Source organism: Amnibacterium soli (assembly GCF_039544415.1).
Taxonomy (GTDB): Bacteria; Actinomycetota; Actinomycetes; order Actinomycetales; family Microbacteriaceae; genus Amnibacterium; species Amnibacterium soli.
Genome location: NZ_BAABLP010000002.1, coordinates 691,307 through 705,340 on the forward strand (window position 1 = coordinate 691,307; position 14,034 = coordinate 705,340).

A 14,034-nucleotide genomic window follows, 5' to 3' on the forward strand; every position below is an offset into this window, starting at 1 on the left:
CGCGGAAGGGACTTTCCGGATGAGCACGACCGAGCCCAACCTCGCAGGCGAGCGCATCGAGGACGTCGACGTCTCGAACGAGATGCAGGGGTCCTTCCTCGAGTACGCCTACTCGGTCATCTACTCCCGCGCCCTGCCCGACGCCCGCGACGGGCTGAAGCCCGTGCAGCGCCGGATCCTGTACCAGATGGCCGACATGGGCCTCCGCCCCGACCGCGGTCACGTGAAGTGCGCCCGCGTCGTCGGTGACGTCATGGGCAAGCTGCACCCGCACGGCGACAGCGCGATCTACGACGCGCTCGTACGGATGGCGCAGCCGTTCGCGATGCGCCTGCCGCTGCTCGACGGCCACGGCAACTTCGGCTCGCTCGACGACGGCCCCGCCGCCTACCGCTACACCGAGGTGCGCCTCGCCCCCGCCGCGATGGCGATGGTCGCGGACCTCGACGAGGACGTCGTCGACTTCGTGCCGAACTTCGACGCGCAGCTCGACCAGCCCGACGTGCTGCCCGCGAGCTTCCCGAACCTGCTCGTGAACGGCGCCTCCGGCATCGCCGTGGGCATGGCGACGAACATGGCGCCGCACAACCTGGTCGAGGTGGTGGCCGGCGTCCGCCACCTGCTCGACCACCCCGACGCCACGCTCGACGACATCATGCGGTTCATCCCGGGCCCCGACCTGCCGTCGGGCGGCACGATCGTCGGACTCGCCGGCGTGCGGGACGCGTACGCCACCGGCCGCGGCGCGTTCAAGACGCGGGCCAAGGTGCAGGTGGAGCCCGTCACGGCCCGCAAGTCCGGCCTGGTGGTGACCGAGCTGCCGTACCTCGTCGGCCCGGAGCGGGTCATCGAGAAGATCAAGGACGGCGTGCAGGCGAAGAAGCTCGCCGGCATCGCGAACGTCACCGACCTCTCCGACCAGCACAACCTGCTGCGGCTCGTGATCGAGATCAAGACCGGGTTCGACCCGATGGCCGTGCTCGAGCAGCTGTACCGCTACACGCCGCTCGAGGAGTCGTTCAGCATCAACAACGTGGCGCTCGTCGACGGCGGGCCCCGCACGCTGGGCCTGCTCGACCTGCTGCGGGTCTACATCGCCCACCGGATCGAGGTCGTGACGCGGCGCACGCGCTACCGCCTCGCGCGCCGGGAGGAGCGCCTCCACCTGGTCGAGGGCCTGCTGATCGCGATCCTCGACATCGACCGCGTCATCGCGATCATCCGGGGCAGCGACGACACCGACGCGGCACGCACCGGGCTGATGGACGCCTTCCGCCTCAGCCAGGCGCAGGCCGACTACATCCTCGAGCTGCGGCTGCGGCGGCTGACCCGCTTCTCGACGATCGAGCTCGAGACCGAGGCGCAGCAGCTGCGCGACGAGATCGAGGCGCTGCGGGCCCTCCTCGCCGACCCCGCCCTGCTGCGCAGGACCGTGTCCGACGAGCTCGGCCAGGCCTCCGACCTGTTCGGCACGCCCCGCCGCACCCTGCTGACCGAGGCGGCCGCCCTGCCGCCCAAGTCGTCGAAGACCGCCCCCGACCTGCAGATCCAGGACGTCGCCTGCCGCGTCCTGCTGTCGGCCAGCGGCCGCGCGGTGCGGGTGGACCTGCCGGACGGCGGCACCGTCGAGCGGCCGCGCCGCCGGTCTCGCCACGACGCGATCGTCTCGGAGGTGGACGGGACCAGCCGCGGCGAGCTCGGGGCCGTGACGAACCGCGGGCGCCTCGTCCGCTTCACCCCCGTCGACCTGCCGGTGGTCCCCGCGGCGTCGGCCCAGCCCGCCGCCGGCACCCCGATCGGCGCCTACCTCGGGCTCGACCCGAAGGAGCGCGTGCTCGCGCTGGTGCGCCTGGACGGCGAGCCCGTCGCGCTCGGCACCGCGGCCGGCGTCGTCAAGCGGGTCGCGACGGGCCCCTGGCCGAACAAGCCGGCCTTCGAGATCATCGCGCTCAAGCCGGGCGACGAGGTCGTCGGCGCCGCGCACGCGTCGGAGGAGGCGAGCCTCGTGTTCGTCTCGTCCGACACGTCGCTGCTGCGCTTCCCCGCCGGCGCGGTCCGGCCGCAGGGCGCCGGTGCGGGCGGCATGGCCGGCATCGCGCTGAGCGGCGACGCGAAGGTCATCGCGTTCGCGGTCGCGGACGCGGTCACCGACGTCGTCGCGACGGTGTCCGCCTCCGACGGCACCGTCGAGGGCCTCGAGTCCGGCCGCGGCAAGGTCACCGCGCTGCTGGACTTCCCCGCCAAGGGCCGGGCCACCGGCGGCGTGCGGGCGCAGACGCTCGGTCGCGGCGAGACGGGGCTGCGCGTGGCGTGGATCGGCCCGTCGCCGGTGCTCGCGGCCGGCCAGGACGGCGCCGCCCGCCCGTTCCCCCTGGAGCCGGCGCGCCGGGACGCGCCCGGGCTGCCGCTCGAGGGCCGCATCGAGGCGTTCGGCACCGCACCGCGCTGATCCGACCCCGCCCGGCCGTCCAGCCGGGCTGGACGCTCCCGGAGAGCCGGCGGGGAGGCGCATGCGCGGACTCTGCGGCGACCGGTGGGACACGCCGTCAACGTGCACACAACATGGTCGGAACCTCCGGCCTGGCTGCGCGAACCTGGCGTGCTGCTGCGAATCGAATCTACGTTCGCGATCGGCGCCACGTTCGACGCCGAATAGCAGTCAGGACGACACTTGCTCTCACCCACACGCAGACGGTCTCCCAGCCGTCGCCTCCTGTCCGTCTCCCTCGGCCTCGTCACGGCCGCGGCGCTCTCGATCGGCGGAGCATCCGCTGCCGGTGCCGCGACGTCGCAGTCGTTCCCGGGTGCGAAGCCGTCCTGGGCCAAGTCCTCGGCCGACGCCGGCGCCGCTCCCGCCGACACCACGGTCGAGGGCGAGATCATGCTCGACCTGCGCGACCCCGCGGGCGCTGCGGCGCTCGCGAAGCGGGTCTCCGACCCGACGAGCGCCTCGTACCGCAAGTACGTGTCGGCCGGCGCCTGGATCGCGAAGTACTCGCCGACGAAGTCCGACTACGCGCAGGTCGTGTCCGCCCTGAAGTCGTCCGGCATCACGGTGGTCGGCACCCCGAAGAGCCGACTGTTCGTGGTGTTCCGCGGACCGGCGACCGCGATGGACGCGGCCTTCCAGGCGGCGCTGCACCGCTACCACTACCGCGGCCACGTGCTCGTCGCGCCCTCGCGCACGCCGAACGTGCCCGCCCGCTTCGGCACGCGTGTGAGCGGCATCGTGCTCGACCAGGGCCGGACGCTGACCCGTCCGCAGGTCGCCGGCGCGACGAAGCCGGAGACGGGTGCCGAGAACGCTCCCAAGGCCTCCTCCCCCGCGAGCATCCCCGCGCCCTGCTCCGACTACTACGGGCAGAACACCGCGAAGCTGCCGGCGGCGTACGGCAGGACCGTCTTCCCGACGTCCATCTGCGGCTACAACGGCGCGCAGCTGCGCGAGGCCACCGGCGTGCCCCAGGGCGCGGACGGCCACGGGCAGACCGTCGCCATCATCGACGCCTACGCGTCGCCGTCGATCGTCTCCGACGTGAACCGGCTGTCCACCAGCCGCGGCGACCGGCCGCTCACGACCTACTCCCAGAAGGTCCCCTCGACCTTCTACGACGAGGCGCTGTGCGGCGGCCCGAGCGGCTGGCAGGGCGAGCAGACGCTCGACGTGCAGGCCGTGCACAACATCGCGCAGCGGGCCGGCGTGTTCTACGAGGGCGGCTTCAACTGCGGCGGCGGCATCGACGTGGCCCTGTCCGACGTGCTCGACAACCAGCGGGCGGACATCGTCACGAACAGCTACGGCGACGCGGGCGAGCCGCCCCTGTACGCGGTCAAGGCGGAGGAGAACCAGCACCTCCAGGCCGCCGCCGAGGGCATCGGCCTCTACTACAGCAGCGGTGACAGCGGCGACGAGACGGTGAACGGCCTCCCGGCGCAGCCCGACTACTTCGCCACCTCGCCCTGGGTCACCGGCGTCGGCGGCACCACGCTCGGCGTCGCGAAGAACGGCTCCGTCGCGCTGCAGACCGGCTGGGGCACCTCCATCGACCCCGTGGTGACGGACTCGACGACCGGTGCGCTCGGCTACAGCGCCCCGCTCCCCGGCGCGTTCCAGTTCGGGGCGGGCGGCGGCGCCAGCGCGCTCTTCGGCCAGCCCTGGTACCAGCGCGGGGTCGTGCCCGCGAGCATCGCGGGCGGGCAGCGGACGGCTCCGGACGTCTCCGCCGACGCGGACCCCTACACGGGCGAGGTCATCGGCATCTCGCCGGTCGACGACGCGAAGTACCCGGCGGTCGGCTCCTACACGGAGGAGACCTACGGCGGCACGTCCCTCGCGTCGCCGCTCTTCGCGGCCACGGTCGCGCTCGCCCAGCAGGCGAGCGGCCACCGGGTCGGGTTCCTGAACCCGACGCTGTACGCGAAGTACCGCGCGCACCCGTCGGTGATCCGCGACGTGAAGCCGGTCTCCGGTTCCGCGTTCGCGTACACGTCGTCGGTGTCGAAGCACACCTTCCTGGTCACGAACGACACGGACTCGTCCCTCCGGACGCGCTCCGGTTACGACACCGTCACGGGCCTCGGCTCGCCGACCGTGTCGCAGCTGACCCGGGTCGTGCGCTGATCCAGCGCATCTGACCGCGGCGGCGGTCCTCCCCTCCCGGGGCGGGCCGCCGTCGTCACCGCACGACAGGAGGGGCCGGGTGCAGCGCACCCGGCCCCTCCTGTCGTGCCGCCCTACGCGTCGATGCGGTCGCGGTTCAGCAGGCTCGAGTTCTGCGTGATGAAGTCCTTGCGCGGCGCGACGTCGTTGCCCATCAGCAGCTCGAAGGTGCGCTCCGCGGCAACCGCGTCGGTCACGCGCACCCGGCGAAGGGTGCGGTGCCGGCGATCCATCGTGGTGCTGGACAGCTGGTCGGCGTCCATCTCGCCCAGGCCCTTGTAGCGCTGGATCGGCTCCTGCCAGCGCTTGCGCTCCTTCTTCAGCTGCGCGAGGACGCCCGTGAGCTCCTGCTCGCTGTAGGTGTAGATCGGCTCGTTCTTGCGGTTGCCGGTCACGATCACGCGGTGCAGCGGCGGCACGGCCGCGAAGACGCGCCCCTGCTCGACCATCGGCCGCATGTAGCGGAAGAACAGGGTGAGCAGCAGGGTCCGGATGTGCGCCCCGTCGACGTCGGCGTCGCTCATCAGGATGACCTTGCCGTAGCGCGTCGCGTCGATGTCGAACGTGCGGCCCGATCCCCCGCCGAGAGCGGTGATGATCGCGGCGCACTCCGCGTTGCCGAGCATGTCGCTGATCGACGCCTTCTGGACGTTGAGGATCTTGCCGCGGATCGGCATGAGCGCCTGGTACTCGGAGTTGCGCGCGAGCTTGGCCGTGCCCAGCGCGGAGTCCCCCTCCACGATGAACAGCTCCGTGTCCGAGACGACGGTCGACCGGCAGTCCTTGAGCTTCGCGGGCAGCGACGACGACTCGAGCGCGTTCTTGCGCCGCTGGGTCTCCTTGTGCGCCCGAGCCGAGATGCGGGTCTTCATCTCGCCGACGACCTTCTCGAGGAGCACGCCCGTCTGGGCCTTGTCCTCACGCTTCGGGGACTCGAACCGCTCCGCGAGCGCCTTCGCGACCACCTGGCGCACGATGGCCCGCACGGCGGGGGTGCCGAGCACCTCCTTCGTCTGGCCCTCGAACTGCGGCTCGGGCAGGCGGACGGTCAGCACGGCGGTGAGGCCGGCGAGCACGTCGTCCTTCTCGAGCTTCTCGTTCGCGCCGACCTTGAGCCGTCGCGCCGCCGCCTCCACCTGCGACTTCAGGAAGGCGAACAGGCCCGCCTCGAAGCCCTGCGTGTGGGTGCCGCCCTTCGGCGTCGTGATGATGTTCACGAAGCTGCGGACGTTCGTCTCGTAGCCGGTCCCCCAGCGCAGGGCGACGTCGACCTCGCAGGTGCGCTCGACCTCGGCGGCCTCCATGTGGCCGTTCGCCTGCAGCACCGGCACGGTCTCGGTGAAGGCGCCGGTGCCCTGGATCCGCCACGTGTCGGTGAGCGGTGCGTCGGCGGCGAGGAAGTCCACGAACTCGGAGATGCCGCCCTGGTAGCGGAACGTCTCGACCACCGGCTGCTCGCCGCGCAGGTCCTCGACGGTGATGCCGAGTCCGGGCACCAGGAAGGCGGTCTGCCGGGCGCGACCGGTCAGGTCGCCGAGGGAGAAGGCGGCATCGCGCACGAAGATCTGCCGGTCCGCCCAGTACCGCACCCGGGTGCCGGTGCTGCCCTTCGCGGCGCGGCCGACGGCGCGCAGCGTGCTGCCGGAGACGAACGGCTCGAAGGGCGCGTCGGGCGACGGGTGCTTCGGGTCCGCGTCGGCGAACGTGCCGGGCTCGCCCCGGTGGAAGGACATCGCCCAGGTCTTGCCGCCGCGGTCCACCTCGACGTCGAGGCGCTCGGACAGCGCGTTCACGACCGAGGCGCCGACGCCGTGCAGACCGCCGGAGGCGGCGTACGAGCCCGAGCCGAACTTGCCGCCGGCGTGCAGCTTCGTGAACACGACCTCCACGCCCGAGAGCCCGGTCTTCGGCTCGATGTCGACCGGGATGCCGCGGGCGCGGTCGCGGACCTCGACGCTCGAGTCGGGGTGCAGCACGACCTCGATCGAGTCGCCGTGGCCGGCGAGGGCCTCGTCGACCGAGTTGTCGATGATCTCCCACAGGCAGTGCATCAGGCCGCGGGAATCGGTCGAGCCGATGTACATGCCGGGACGCTTCCGCACCGCCTCGAGGCCTTCGAGCACCGAGAGGTGCCGGGCGGAGTACGTGCTCGTGTCGTTGGCAGCCATGTCGTCCCCACGCTAATCGCCACGGGGGACAGCGCCCGCAGGCGTGCCGCGCGGAGGCGCACCCTCGGAGCGGGGGTACGCGCACAGCGAACTGACCGGTGCAGCGACGCACTGTTGAAACATCCCCGTGCGACGATTGGACACCGGCACGGCAAGCCAAGAGAGAGGTCATCATGACCCGCGCGAACGACCCCAGCAGCCTCGACTCCCTCGAGTCGCAGTTCTCGCTCACCGCGCTCGACCGCTGCGACAGCTGCGGCGCTCAGGCGTACATCCGAGTGCAGCTCGACAGCGGTGAGTTGCTGTTCTGCGCCCACCACGGCAAGAAGTACCAGGAGAAGCTCTCCGGCATCGCCCAGAGCTGGCACGACGAGTCGAGCCGACTCCTCCAGGAGTCGAAGGCCTGATCCTTCCCCAGACCGACCGGAGGCCCGGGCAGCGTTCGCGCGCCCGGGCCTCCGTCATGCCCGGCCGGTGCTCCGCGGACGGGGCTCCCCGCTGCTGATCGCCCGGCGCGGCTCCGTCGGCAGCGGACCGCCCCGGTTTCGGAGGAAAACGGGTCAGGAGGCGAGCAGCGCCGTCCGGATGCGCGCGGCGGCCGCATCCGCCGCAGCGGCCCGCTCCCCCGTCGGCGCGACCGGACGACCGAACGCCGCGCTGAGCAGGGCGTCCGCGAGCGCCGGGTTCTTGGCGAGCACCGGGCCGTGCAGACGGGTGCCGACGAGCGATCCGTGCCGCACGCCGTCGACGCCGCGCCCGTCCGAGACGCCGCGCACGACGGTGCCGAGCGCCTCGGCGCCGGGCTCGAGGCGCAGCCCGCGCGAGTGGTTCTCGTAGCCGACGAGCTGCCCCTCCGGAGCGGAGACCACGAGGTCGCCGGCGACGCGCGCCGCGAGCGGCTCCGCGTCGGCGGGCACGATGCCGAGCCCGTCGAGCAGGCCGTCGGGCATGCGGATCGCGCGGGTCAGCGCCTCGAGGCCCGTCCCGACCGCGAGCACCGGCACGCCGGCGGCCAGCCAGTCGACGAGCGGCGAACGGAGGTCGGCGAGCGCTGCGAGCAGCTGCGGCAGCACCGGATCCGTGGTCGAGCCGAGCACGACGGCGAGCGGCGTGCCGGAGGGCGACTCGCCGACGTGCAGCCGCTCCACAGCCGCGTCGAGCCCCGCCCACCGCGCCCGCCGGGCCAGCACGAGGGCGTTCTGCGCGTCCCCGTTCACGTCGGTCAGCTCGGGCAGGAGGGCGAGCACGCTGCTCATGTGGCGAGTCCCAGGTGGCTGCGGGTGCGGCGCATGCTGTCCGCGGTGAACACGATGGTCTTGATGCCGCGCGCAGGCGCGGGCAGGGCGAGGAACGCGTCGAGCGCCGCACCGAGGTCGGGCTCGATGCGCTCGACCTCGACGCCCTGGTACAGCAGCTGCAGCGCGATCTCGTCCGCCTTCGAGCCGGACACGATCAGGGCGCGGCCGATCCGCGAGGCGTCGACGGGCCAGAAGTAGGAGGGGTCGCGCACGTCGGACCCCATCGCCACCATCACCTGGTCGAGCCCCTCGTCGAGCTCGTCCACGTTGAGCTGGAAGCTCGCGGGGTTCTGCACGAGCACGAACTCCACCTCCTGCCCGCGGACCGTCGTGACCTCGCCGCGACCGAAGACCGGGCTCATGACCGCGAGGGCGTCGGCCGCCACGCGGGCGTCGAAGGCGTCGCCGAGCAGCTGCTCGGCGGCCGCGACCGCTCCCGCCGCGTCGACGGCGTAGTGGACGCCGCGCGCGGGCAGGCGCACGGTCATCGGCTCCCCGCGCACCAGCAGCTCGGCCTTCCGGCCGGTGACGGCGGTGACGCGGGTGCCGTCCTGCACGCGGGTCGGCGTGGTCTCGGCGTAGCCGAGCCCGCGCGGCGCGGCCGTCAGCACCCCCTCGGTCACCCCGTAGGGCACGACCGCCGCGGGCGGGGCGAGGCGGGCGAGCAGCGCGTCGTCGCCGTTCAGGACCACCGCGTCGGACGCGCGGGACGCGATGCGGCCGAGCATGGCCTGCACCTTCTGCGCGTCGTGGAAGCGGTCGATCTGGTCGGTCATGACGTTGGTGAGCAGCACGAGGCGCGCGCGGAACCGGTCGGCGAGGCGCGCGCCGTGCCCCTCGTCCATCTCCAGCACCGCGAGATCGGCGTCGATCCGGCCGGTGAGGGAGGCGCGTTCGAGCAGCGCCGAGGTCAGCCCCTGCGTGATGTTCGCGGTCGAGGGGTTGGTGAACACCCGCTTGCCGTGCGCGGTGAGCACGGCGACCAGCATCTTCGTGGTCGTCGACTTGCCGGCCGAGCCGGACACGACGACGAGCCCCTCCGGGAAGGAGGAGAGCACGTCGCCGAGGAAGCCGGGAGCCACGCGGTTGACGACGAGGCCGGGCACGGCCGACCCGCCGCCACGGCTGCGCAGCCGGGCGGCAAGCCGAACGCCCCTGCCGAGAAGGACGGCAGGGGCGTATCGGAGGGAGCTCACTCGAGGTAGTCGCGCAGCGACTGCGAGCGGGACGGGTGACGCAGCTTCGCCATCGTCTTCGACTCGATCTGCCGGATCCGCTCGCGGGTCACGCCGAACGTGTCGCCGATCTGGTCGAGCGTCTTCGGCATGCCGTCGCCGAGGCCGAAGCGCATCCGGATCACGCCGGCCTCGCGCTCGGACAGGCTGTCGAGCAGACTCTCGAGCTGCTTCTGCAGCATCGTGAACCCGACGGCGTCCGCCGGCACGACGGCCTCGGTGTCCTCGATCAGGTCACCGAACTCGCTGTCGCCGTCCTCGCCCAGCGGGGTGTGGAGGGAGATCGGCTCGCGACCGTACTTCTGCACCTCGATGACCTTCTCCGGGGTCATGTCGAGCTCGCGGCTCAGCTCCTCCGGCGTGGGCTCGCGGCCCAGGTCCTGCAGCATCTGCCGCTGGACGCGGGCGAGCTTGTTGATGACCTCGACCATGTGCACCGGGATGCGGATGGTGCGGGCCTGGTCCGCCATCGCGCGGGTGATCGCCTGTCGGATCCACCACGTCGCGTAGGTGGAGAACTTGAAGCCCTTCGTGTAGTCGAACTTCTCGACCGCGCGGATCAGACCGAGGTTGCCCTCCTGGATCAGGTCCAGGAACTGCATGCCGCGGCCCGTGTAGCGCTTCGCGAGCGACACGACGAGGCGGAGGTTCGCACCGAGCAGGTGGCTCTTGGCGCGCTGCCCGTCGCGGGCGACCCACTTCAGCTCGCGCACGAGCTCCTTGCCGAGCTTGTCCGCCTCGGTGGAGAGCTTCTCCTCCGCGAACAGGCCGGCCTCGATGCGCATCGCGAGCTCGACCTCCTCAGCGGCGTTCAGCAGCGCGACCTTGCCGATCTGCTTCAGGTAGTCCTTGACGGGGTCGGCCGTGGCGCCGGTGATGGCGGTCGAGTAGACGGGGACCTCGTCCTCGTCCGTCATCGACAGCACGAGCGCCCCGGTCGGCAGGGGCTCGTCCTTGACGACGACGGGGGCGTCCTCGGCGGAGGCCTCTTCGGTCACGGCCTCCGGGGTCTCGTCGGCGTCGTCGGACGCCTCGTCGGGGACGACCGCGGTGTCGTCGTCCTCGGTCTCGACGTCCGCGCCGTCGACCGGGACCTCGGGCTCGTCCTCGTCGCCGTCCTCGGCGCCCTCGGCGGAGGCGGCCTTGGTCGTCCTCGTGGTCTTCGTCGCCGCCTTCTTCGCAGCGGGCTTCGCGGCCGGCTTGGCCGCGGTCTTCGCCGCCGGCTTGCGGGCGGTGGTCTTCTTCGCGGCGGGCGCGGCGGCCTGCTCGGTCTCCTCGTCCGCGACGGTTGCGGTCGGTGTGCTCATGGTGCCCCCTCAGGACGATGCGTCGGAAGCGACGCCGGGGTGGACGGAACGGGTTCGGGCCGCCCTCCCCAACCGGGCGACACCTGCGACAACGGCCACGGGAGCGTGCGTGTTCCCGTGCCCCCGTGGCGCGGTCCCCGGCAGTCCTACAATTGTACACGCGCCGCGGCGTGTCGGGTCAACCCCTCCGGGACCTGCGGGCGACGGCCCTGTAGCGGACCGCACGCCAGAGCGGACCGGCGTCCACGCCCTCGTCCCGGAGCAGGTCGCGCCGCGCCAGACGGCGGGTGACGAGGAACGCGACGGCGCCTGCGCCGACGATCAGGTACTGCACCGACAGCGCGACCTTGAAGGCGCCGAGCGAGTACAGGGGCGCGCCGGTCGCCGCGTGCTGGGCGTCGAGCAGCACGCCGATCAGGAACATCATCGTGAAGCTCGCGGTGAAGCCGCCGACGTTCACGAAGCCGCTCGCTCCCCCGAGCCCCTCGGGCGGGTTGTAGGTGCGCGCGTAGTCGAAGCCGATCTGCGAGCCCGGGCCCCCGATGCCCATCGCGAGGACCAGCAGCACCAGCACGACGAGCGGCGGCCGCCCGGGCCAGAGCAGGACCAGCGTCCACGCGGAGCCGAGCAGCAGCACGATGCCGAGGACGAGGTTGGAGCGGCGCAGCGGGAAGCGACCGGTGAGGCCGCCGATCAGCGGGCCGATCAGGAAGCCCGCCAGGACCTGCACGGTCAGCAGGGCGGACGCCTCCGGCCGCGGCATGCCGACCGCGGAGACGAGGAACGGGTAGCCCCAGAGCAGCGCGAAGACGACGCCGCTCGACTGCGTGACGAAGTGCGCCCAGAAGCCGAGCCTCGTCCCCCTCCGGCCGAGCGCGGCGCGGAGGGCGCGGAGGGCGGTGCGCAGGTCGGCGGACCCGGTGCGCACCCCCGCGGGCGCGTCCACGACGAGGGCGAGCACCACCACGAGCGCGACGCCGGACACCCCGGCGACGCCGAAGAAGGCGGTGGTCCAGCCGGCGAGGCCGAGGATGGCTGCGAACGGCACCGCGGAGAGCACCTGGCCGAGCTGGCCGAGGTTCCCGAGCCACTGGCTCAGCACGGGCACCCGCGGCGCCGGGAACCACGCGTTGACGAGCCGCAGGGCCGCGATGAAGGTCGTCGCGTCGCCCGCGCCGACGAGCATCCGGCCGAGCACCGCGACGGGCAGCGTCTCCGCGAGCCCGACCGTCACCTGGCCGGCCGCCATCAGCGCGGCGCCGACGGCGATGACCGCCTTCGGGCCGAACCGGTCGACGAGCACGCCGACGGGGATCTGCAGCATCGCGTAGACGAGCAGCTGCACCACGCCGAGCGTCGACAGCGCGGCGGCGGACGTCTCGAACCGCTGCGCTGCGGCCACCCCGGCGACGCCGAGGGTGCTGCGCTGCATCACCGCGCAGAGGTAGGCGACGGTCGCGCCGCCGAAGACGAGCCAGGCGCGCACCTCCCGTCGGGAGGCGGTCACGCCTCGTCGTCGTTGAAGCGCCGGATCGCGAGGAACTTCTCGAGCTCCGCGGCGAGCTCGTCGGCGCTCGGCACCTCGCCCTCGTCGTCGGTCAGCGGCGAGCGCACCGGGTTGCCGGCCATGTAGGCGTCGTGGCGCTGCTCGAGCGTGCGCACGAGGGAGGCGAGCTCCTCGTTCGCGCCGACCTGCTCGTCGACCCGGGCGAGGAAGTCGCGCGACCGGTCGCGGACGGCGTCGATCGGGAACAGCAGGCCGGTCGCGGCCGACACGGACTCCAGGCCCTTGGAGACCGTGGCCGGCAGCTCGGTGTCGGCGAGGTAGTGCGGCACCAGGAGCACGAACTCGGCGACGTCGCGGCCGAGCTCGGCGAGACGGAACTCGACGAGGTGCAGCACGTTCGAGGGCGCGCGGGTCGTCGGACGCCAGGCGCTCATCGAGTCGATCAGGTCCTGGCGCGTGCCGCCCACCGTCACCTGCAGCGGCCGCGTGTGCGGCACGGGCATGGGGATCGCCTGCACCCACGTCGTCGACGAGACCTCGAACCGGTCGATCAGCCCCAGTACCGCGGCCGCGAAGCGGTTCCACTGGAAGTCGGGCTCGTAGCCGGTCAGCAGCAGGAAGGGCCGACCGATCTCGTCGCGCGCCAGGCTCAGCACGAGCTGCGCGGGCGTGTAGGACGCGAGGTGGTCCTCGTCGAACTCGATGACCGGGCGCCGGGCGCGGTAGTCGAGCAGCTCGTCGTCGTCGAACACCGCCACCGGCACCGGCGAGCTGGTGTCCGTGAAGTAGTCGGTGAGCTGCTGCACCGCGGCACCGGCGTCGGCGAAGCCCGTCAGCCCGGCGACCAGCGGCAGCCCGCGGGGCACCTCGTCCGCCTCCGGCGTGAGCTCGTACAGTCCCTCCGGCTCGCGCATCCCCCGATTCTACCGAGGCCGCCGACGTCGCCCGGCGCTGCGGGGGCGGCCTGGCGTCGCCTCCATGGCACGCGTCCCCGACCTCGCGGAGCTCGTCGATCGGCTCGCCGGGTCCTGGCGGCGCCCGGGCGCGGTCACCGACGGGTTCGCCCTCCTCAGCGCGAGCGCGGTGGACGGCGCCGTCGAGGTGGCCTTCCACTGGCGATCGGACCCGGCCCGCTACCTCGTCCGCTTCCCCTGTCCCGACCTGCCGCAGGAGGTCCTCGGGGAGGACTTCGAGCTCGACGACGCGATCGGCGAGCTGGCGCTGCTGCTGATGGAGGACCTCGACACGGGACTCGTCTCGTGGGCGGGCCGGACGAGCACCGCCGACGGCGTGCTGCTGCAGCCCGCGCGTCAGTCGTCGAGCGGCTGGTTCGTGGGCGAGGTGCCGCTCGAGGCCTCTCCCGGCGCCCTCCGTACGGCCCGGGCCGCCATGGCGGCGTCCGGCGAGCGGTTCGCGGTCGTGGCCTCGCACGAGGACGACCTCGAGCCGATCGCCGATCCCGGACGGTTCCTCGACGCGGCGGGCCTCGACGGGGACGCCGGACGCCGCGCGGTCGCGGACGGCTCGCTGATCGCGTGGCTGCAGATCGATCGGGGCGCGGCGGACTCCCTCAGAGCCGGCCAGGCGGTGGTCGTCATGGACGGCGCCGAGGCGGCGCGCATCGCCGTGCTGGAGCTGCGCACCCCGGACCGGCGTGCGCTCGCGGAGCTGGCCTGGGCCGCGTGCCGGGCCGCGGTCGACGCGGGACGCGTCCGGCTCATCGCCGATCGCGCGCTCGACGGGCTCCGGGTGCTCGGCTTCCGCGACGAGGGCGATCTACTCGTCGCGCGGCACGACGAGCTGCGGTTCCCGGGAGCCTGAACCCGCGGGGCAGGGCGTCAGGCCGTCCTCCCTAGGCT

At 72.9% G+C, this 14,034-nt stretch carries 10 protein-coding genes; 4 read left to right on the forward strand and 6 right to left on the reverse strand.

What is annotated here, in order from left to right:
* The first annotated feature begins 19 nt into the window (after positions 1–19).
* Both ABEA53_RS07260 and ABEA53_RS07265 read left to right on the forward strand, forming a co-directional pair.
* Positions 20–2,449, forward strand: a complete 2,430-nt coding sequence (locus ABEA53_RS07260; protein WP_345480378.1) for a DNA gyrase/topoisomerase IV subunit A — start codon at positions 20–22, stop codon at positions 2,447–2,449.
* A gap of 222 nt (positions 2,450–2,671) precedes the next feature.
* On the forward strand, positions 2,672–4,621 hold the full coding sequence (locus ABEA53_RS07265) for a S53 family peptidase (protein ID WP_345480379.1): 1,950 nt from the start codon (positions 2,672–2,674) through the stop codon (positions 4,619–4,621).
* 113 nt (positions 4,622–4,734) lie between these two features.
* Here the strand turns inward: ABEA53_RS07265 and ABEA53_RS07270 are convergent, their stop codons facing one another.
* On the reverse strand, positions 4,735–6,828 hold the full coding sequence (locus ABEA53_RS07270) for a DNA gyrase/topoisomerase IV subunit B (RefSeq protein ID WP_345480380.1): 2,094 nt from the start codon (positions 6,826–6,828) through the stop codon (positions 4,735–4,737).
* Positions 6,829–7,001: 173 nt separating this feature from the next.
* Here ABEA53_RS07270 and ABEA53_RS07275 point away from each other — a divergent pair, with 173 nt between their 5' ends.
* Positions 7,002–7,235, forward strand: a complete 234-nt coding sequence (locus ABEA53_RS07275; protein WP_345480381.1) for a DUF7455 domain-containing protein — start codon at positions 7,002–7,004, stop codon at positions 7,233–7,235.
* Positions 7,236–7,388: 153 nt separating this feature from the next.
* On the opposite strand, the gene ABEA53_RS07280 is transcribed toward ABEA53_RS07275, so the two are convergent.
* The 5 genes from ABEA53_RS07280 to ABEA53_RS07300 form a co-directional block, all read right to left on the reverse strand.
* Entirely contained in the window at positions 7,389–8,084 is a 696-nt protein-coding gene (locus ABEA53_RS07280) for a hypothetical protein (protein WP_345480382.1), read from the reverse strand.
* On the reverse strand, positions 8,081–9,232 hold the full coding sequence (locus ABEA53_RS07285; RefSeq protein WP_345480384.1) for a MurT ligase domain-containing protein: 1,152 nt from the start codon (positions 9,230–9,232) through the stop codon (positions 8,081–8,083). The genes ABEA53_RS07280 and ABEA53_RS07285 overlap by 4 nt, the downstream gene beginning before the upstream one ends.
* A gap of 86 nt (positions 9,233–9,318) precedes the next feature.
* Positions 9,319–10,668, reverse strand: coding sequence for an RNA polymerase sigma factor (locus tag ABEA53_RS07290; protein WP_345480385.1), 1,350 nt, complete (start codon positions 10,666–10,668; stop codon positions 9,319–9,321).
* Between the two features lie 178 nt (positions 10,669–10,846).
* The gene (locus ABEA53_RS07295; RefSeq protein ID WP_345480386.1) at positions 10,847–12,175 is read right to left on the reverse strand and encodes an MFS transporter; all 1,329 of its coding nucleotides are present in this window, start codon (positions 12,173–12,175) and stop codon (positions 10,847–10,849) included.
* Positions 12,172–13,089 (reverse strand): proteasome assembly chaperone family protein, encoded by a 918-nt coding sequence (locus tag ABEA53_RS07300; protein WP_345480387.1) that lies wholly within the window; start codon positions 13,087–13,089, stop codon positions 12,172–12,174. Before ABEA53_RS07300 ends, ABEA53_RS07295 begins: the two co-directional genes overlap by 4 nt.
* Before the next feature lie 64 nt (positions 13,090–13,153).
* Between ABEA53_RS07300 and ABEA53_RS07305 the strand changes: the two genes are divergently transcribed.
* On the forward strand, positions 13,154–13,996 hold the full coding sequence (locus ABEA53_RS07305; RefSeq protein WP_345480388.1) for a hypothetical protein: 843 nt from the start codon (positions 13,154–13,156) through the stop codon (positions 13,994–13,996).
* The last annotated feature ends 38 nt before the right edge of the window (positions 13,997–14,034 follow it).

What these genes read in the sequence shown, in the direction of transcription:
- ABEA53_RS07280 (WP_345480382.1), bottom strand. Translation starts at nt 8,084, where the DNA reads ATGAGCAGCGTGCTCGCCCTCCTGCCCGAGCTGACCGACGTGAACGGG.
- ABEA53_RS07260 (WP_345480378.1), top strand. Translation starts at nt 20, where the DNA reads ATGAGCACGACCGAGCCCAACCTCGCAGGCGAGCGCATCGAGGACGTC.
- ABEA53_RS07300 (WP_345480387.1), bottom strand. Translation starts at nt 13,089, where the DNA reads ATGCGCGAGCCGGAGGGACTGTACGAGCTCACGCCGGAGGCGGACGAG.
- ABEA53_RS07305 (WP_345480388.1), top strand. Translation starts at nt 13,154, where the DNA reads ATGGCACGCGTCCCCGACCTCGCGGAGCTCGTCGATCGGCTCGCCGGG.
- ABEA53_RS07270 (WP_345480380.1), bottom strand. Translation starts at nt 6,828, where the DNA reads ATGGCTGCCAACGACACGAGCACGTACTCCGCCCGGCACCTCTCGGTG.
- ABEA53_RS07275 (WP_345480381.1), top strand. Translation starts at nt 7,002, where the DNA reads ATGACCCGCGCGAACGACCCCAGCAGCCTCGACTCCCTCGAGTCGCAG.
- ABEA53_RS07290 (WP_345480385.1), bottom strand. Translation starts at nt 10,668, where the DNA reads ATGAGCACACCGACCGCAACCGTCGCGGACGAGGAGACCGAGCAGGCC.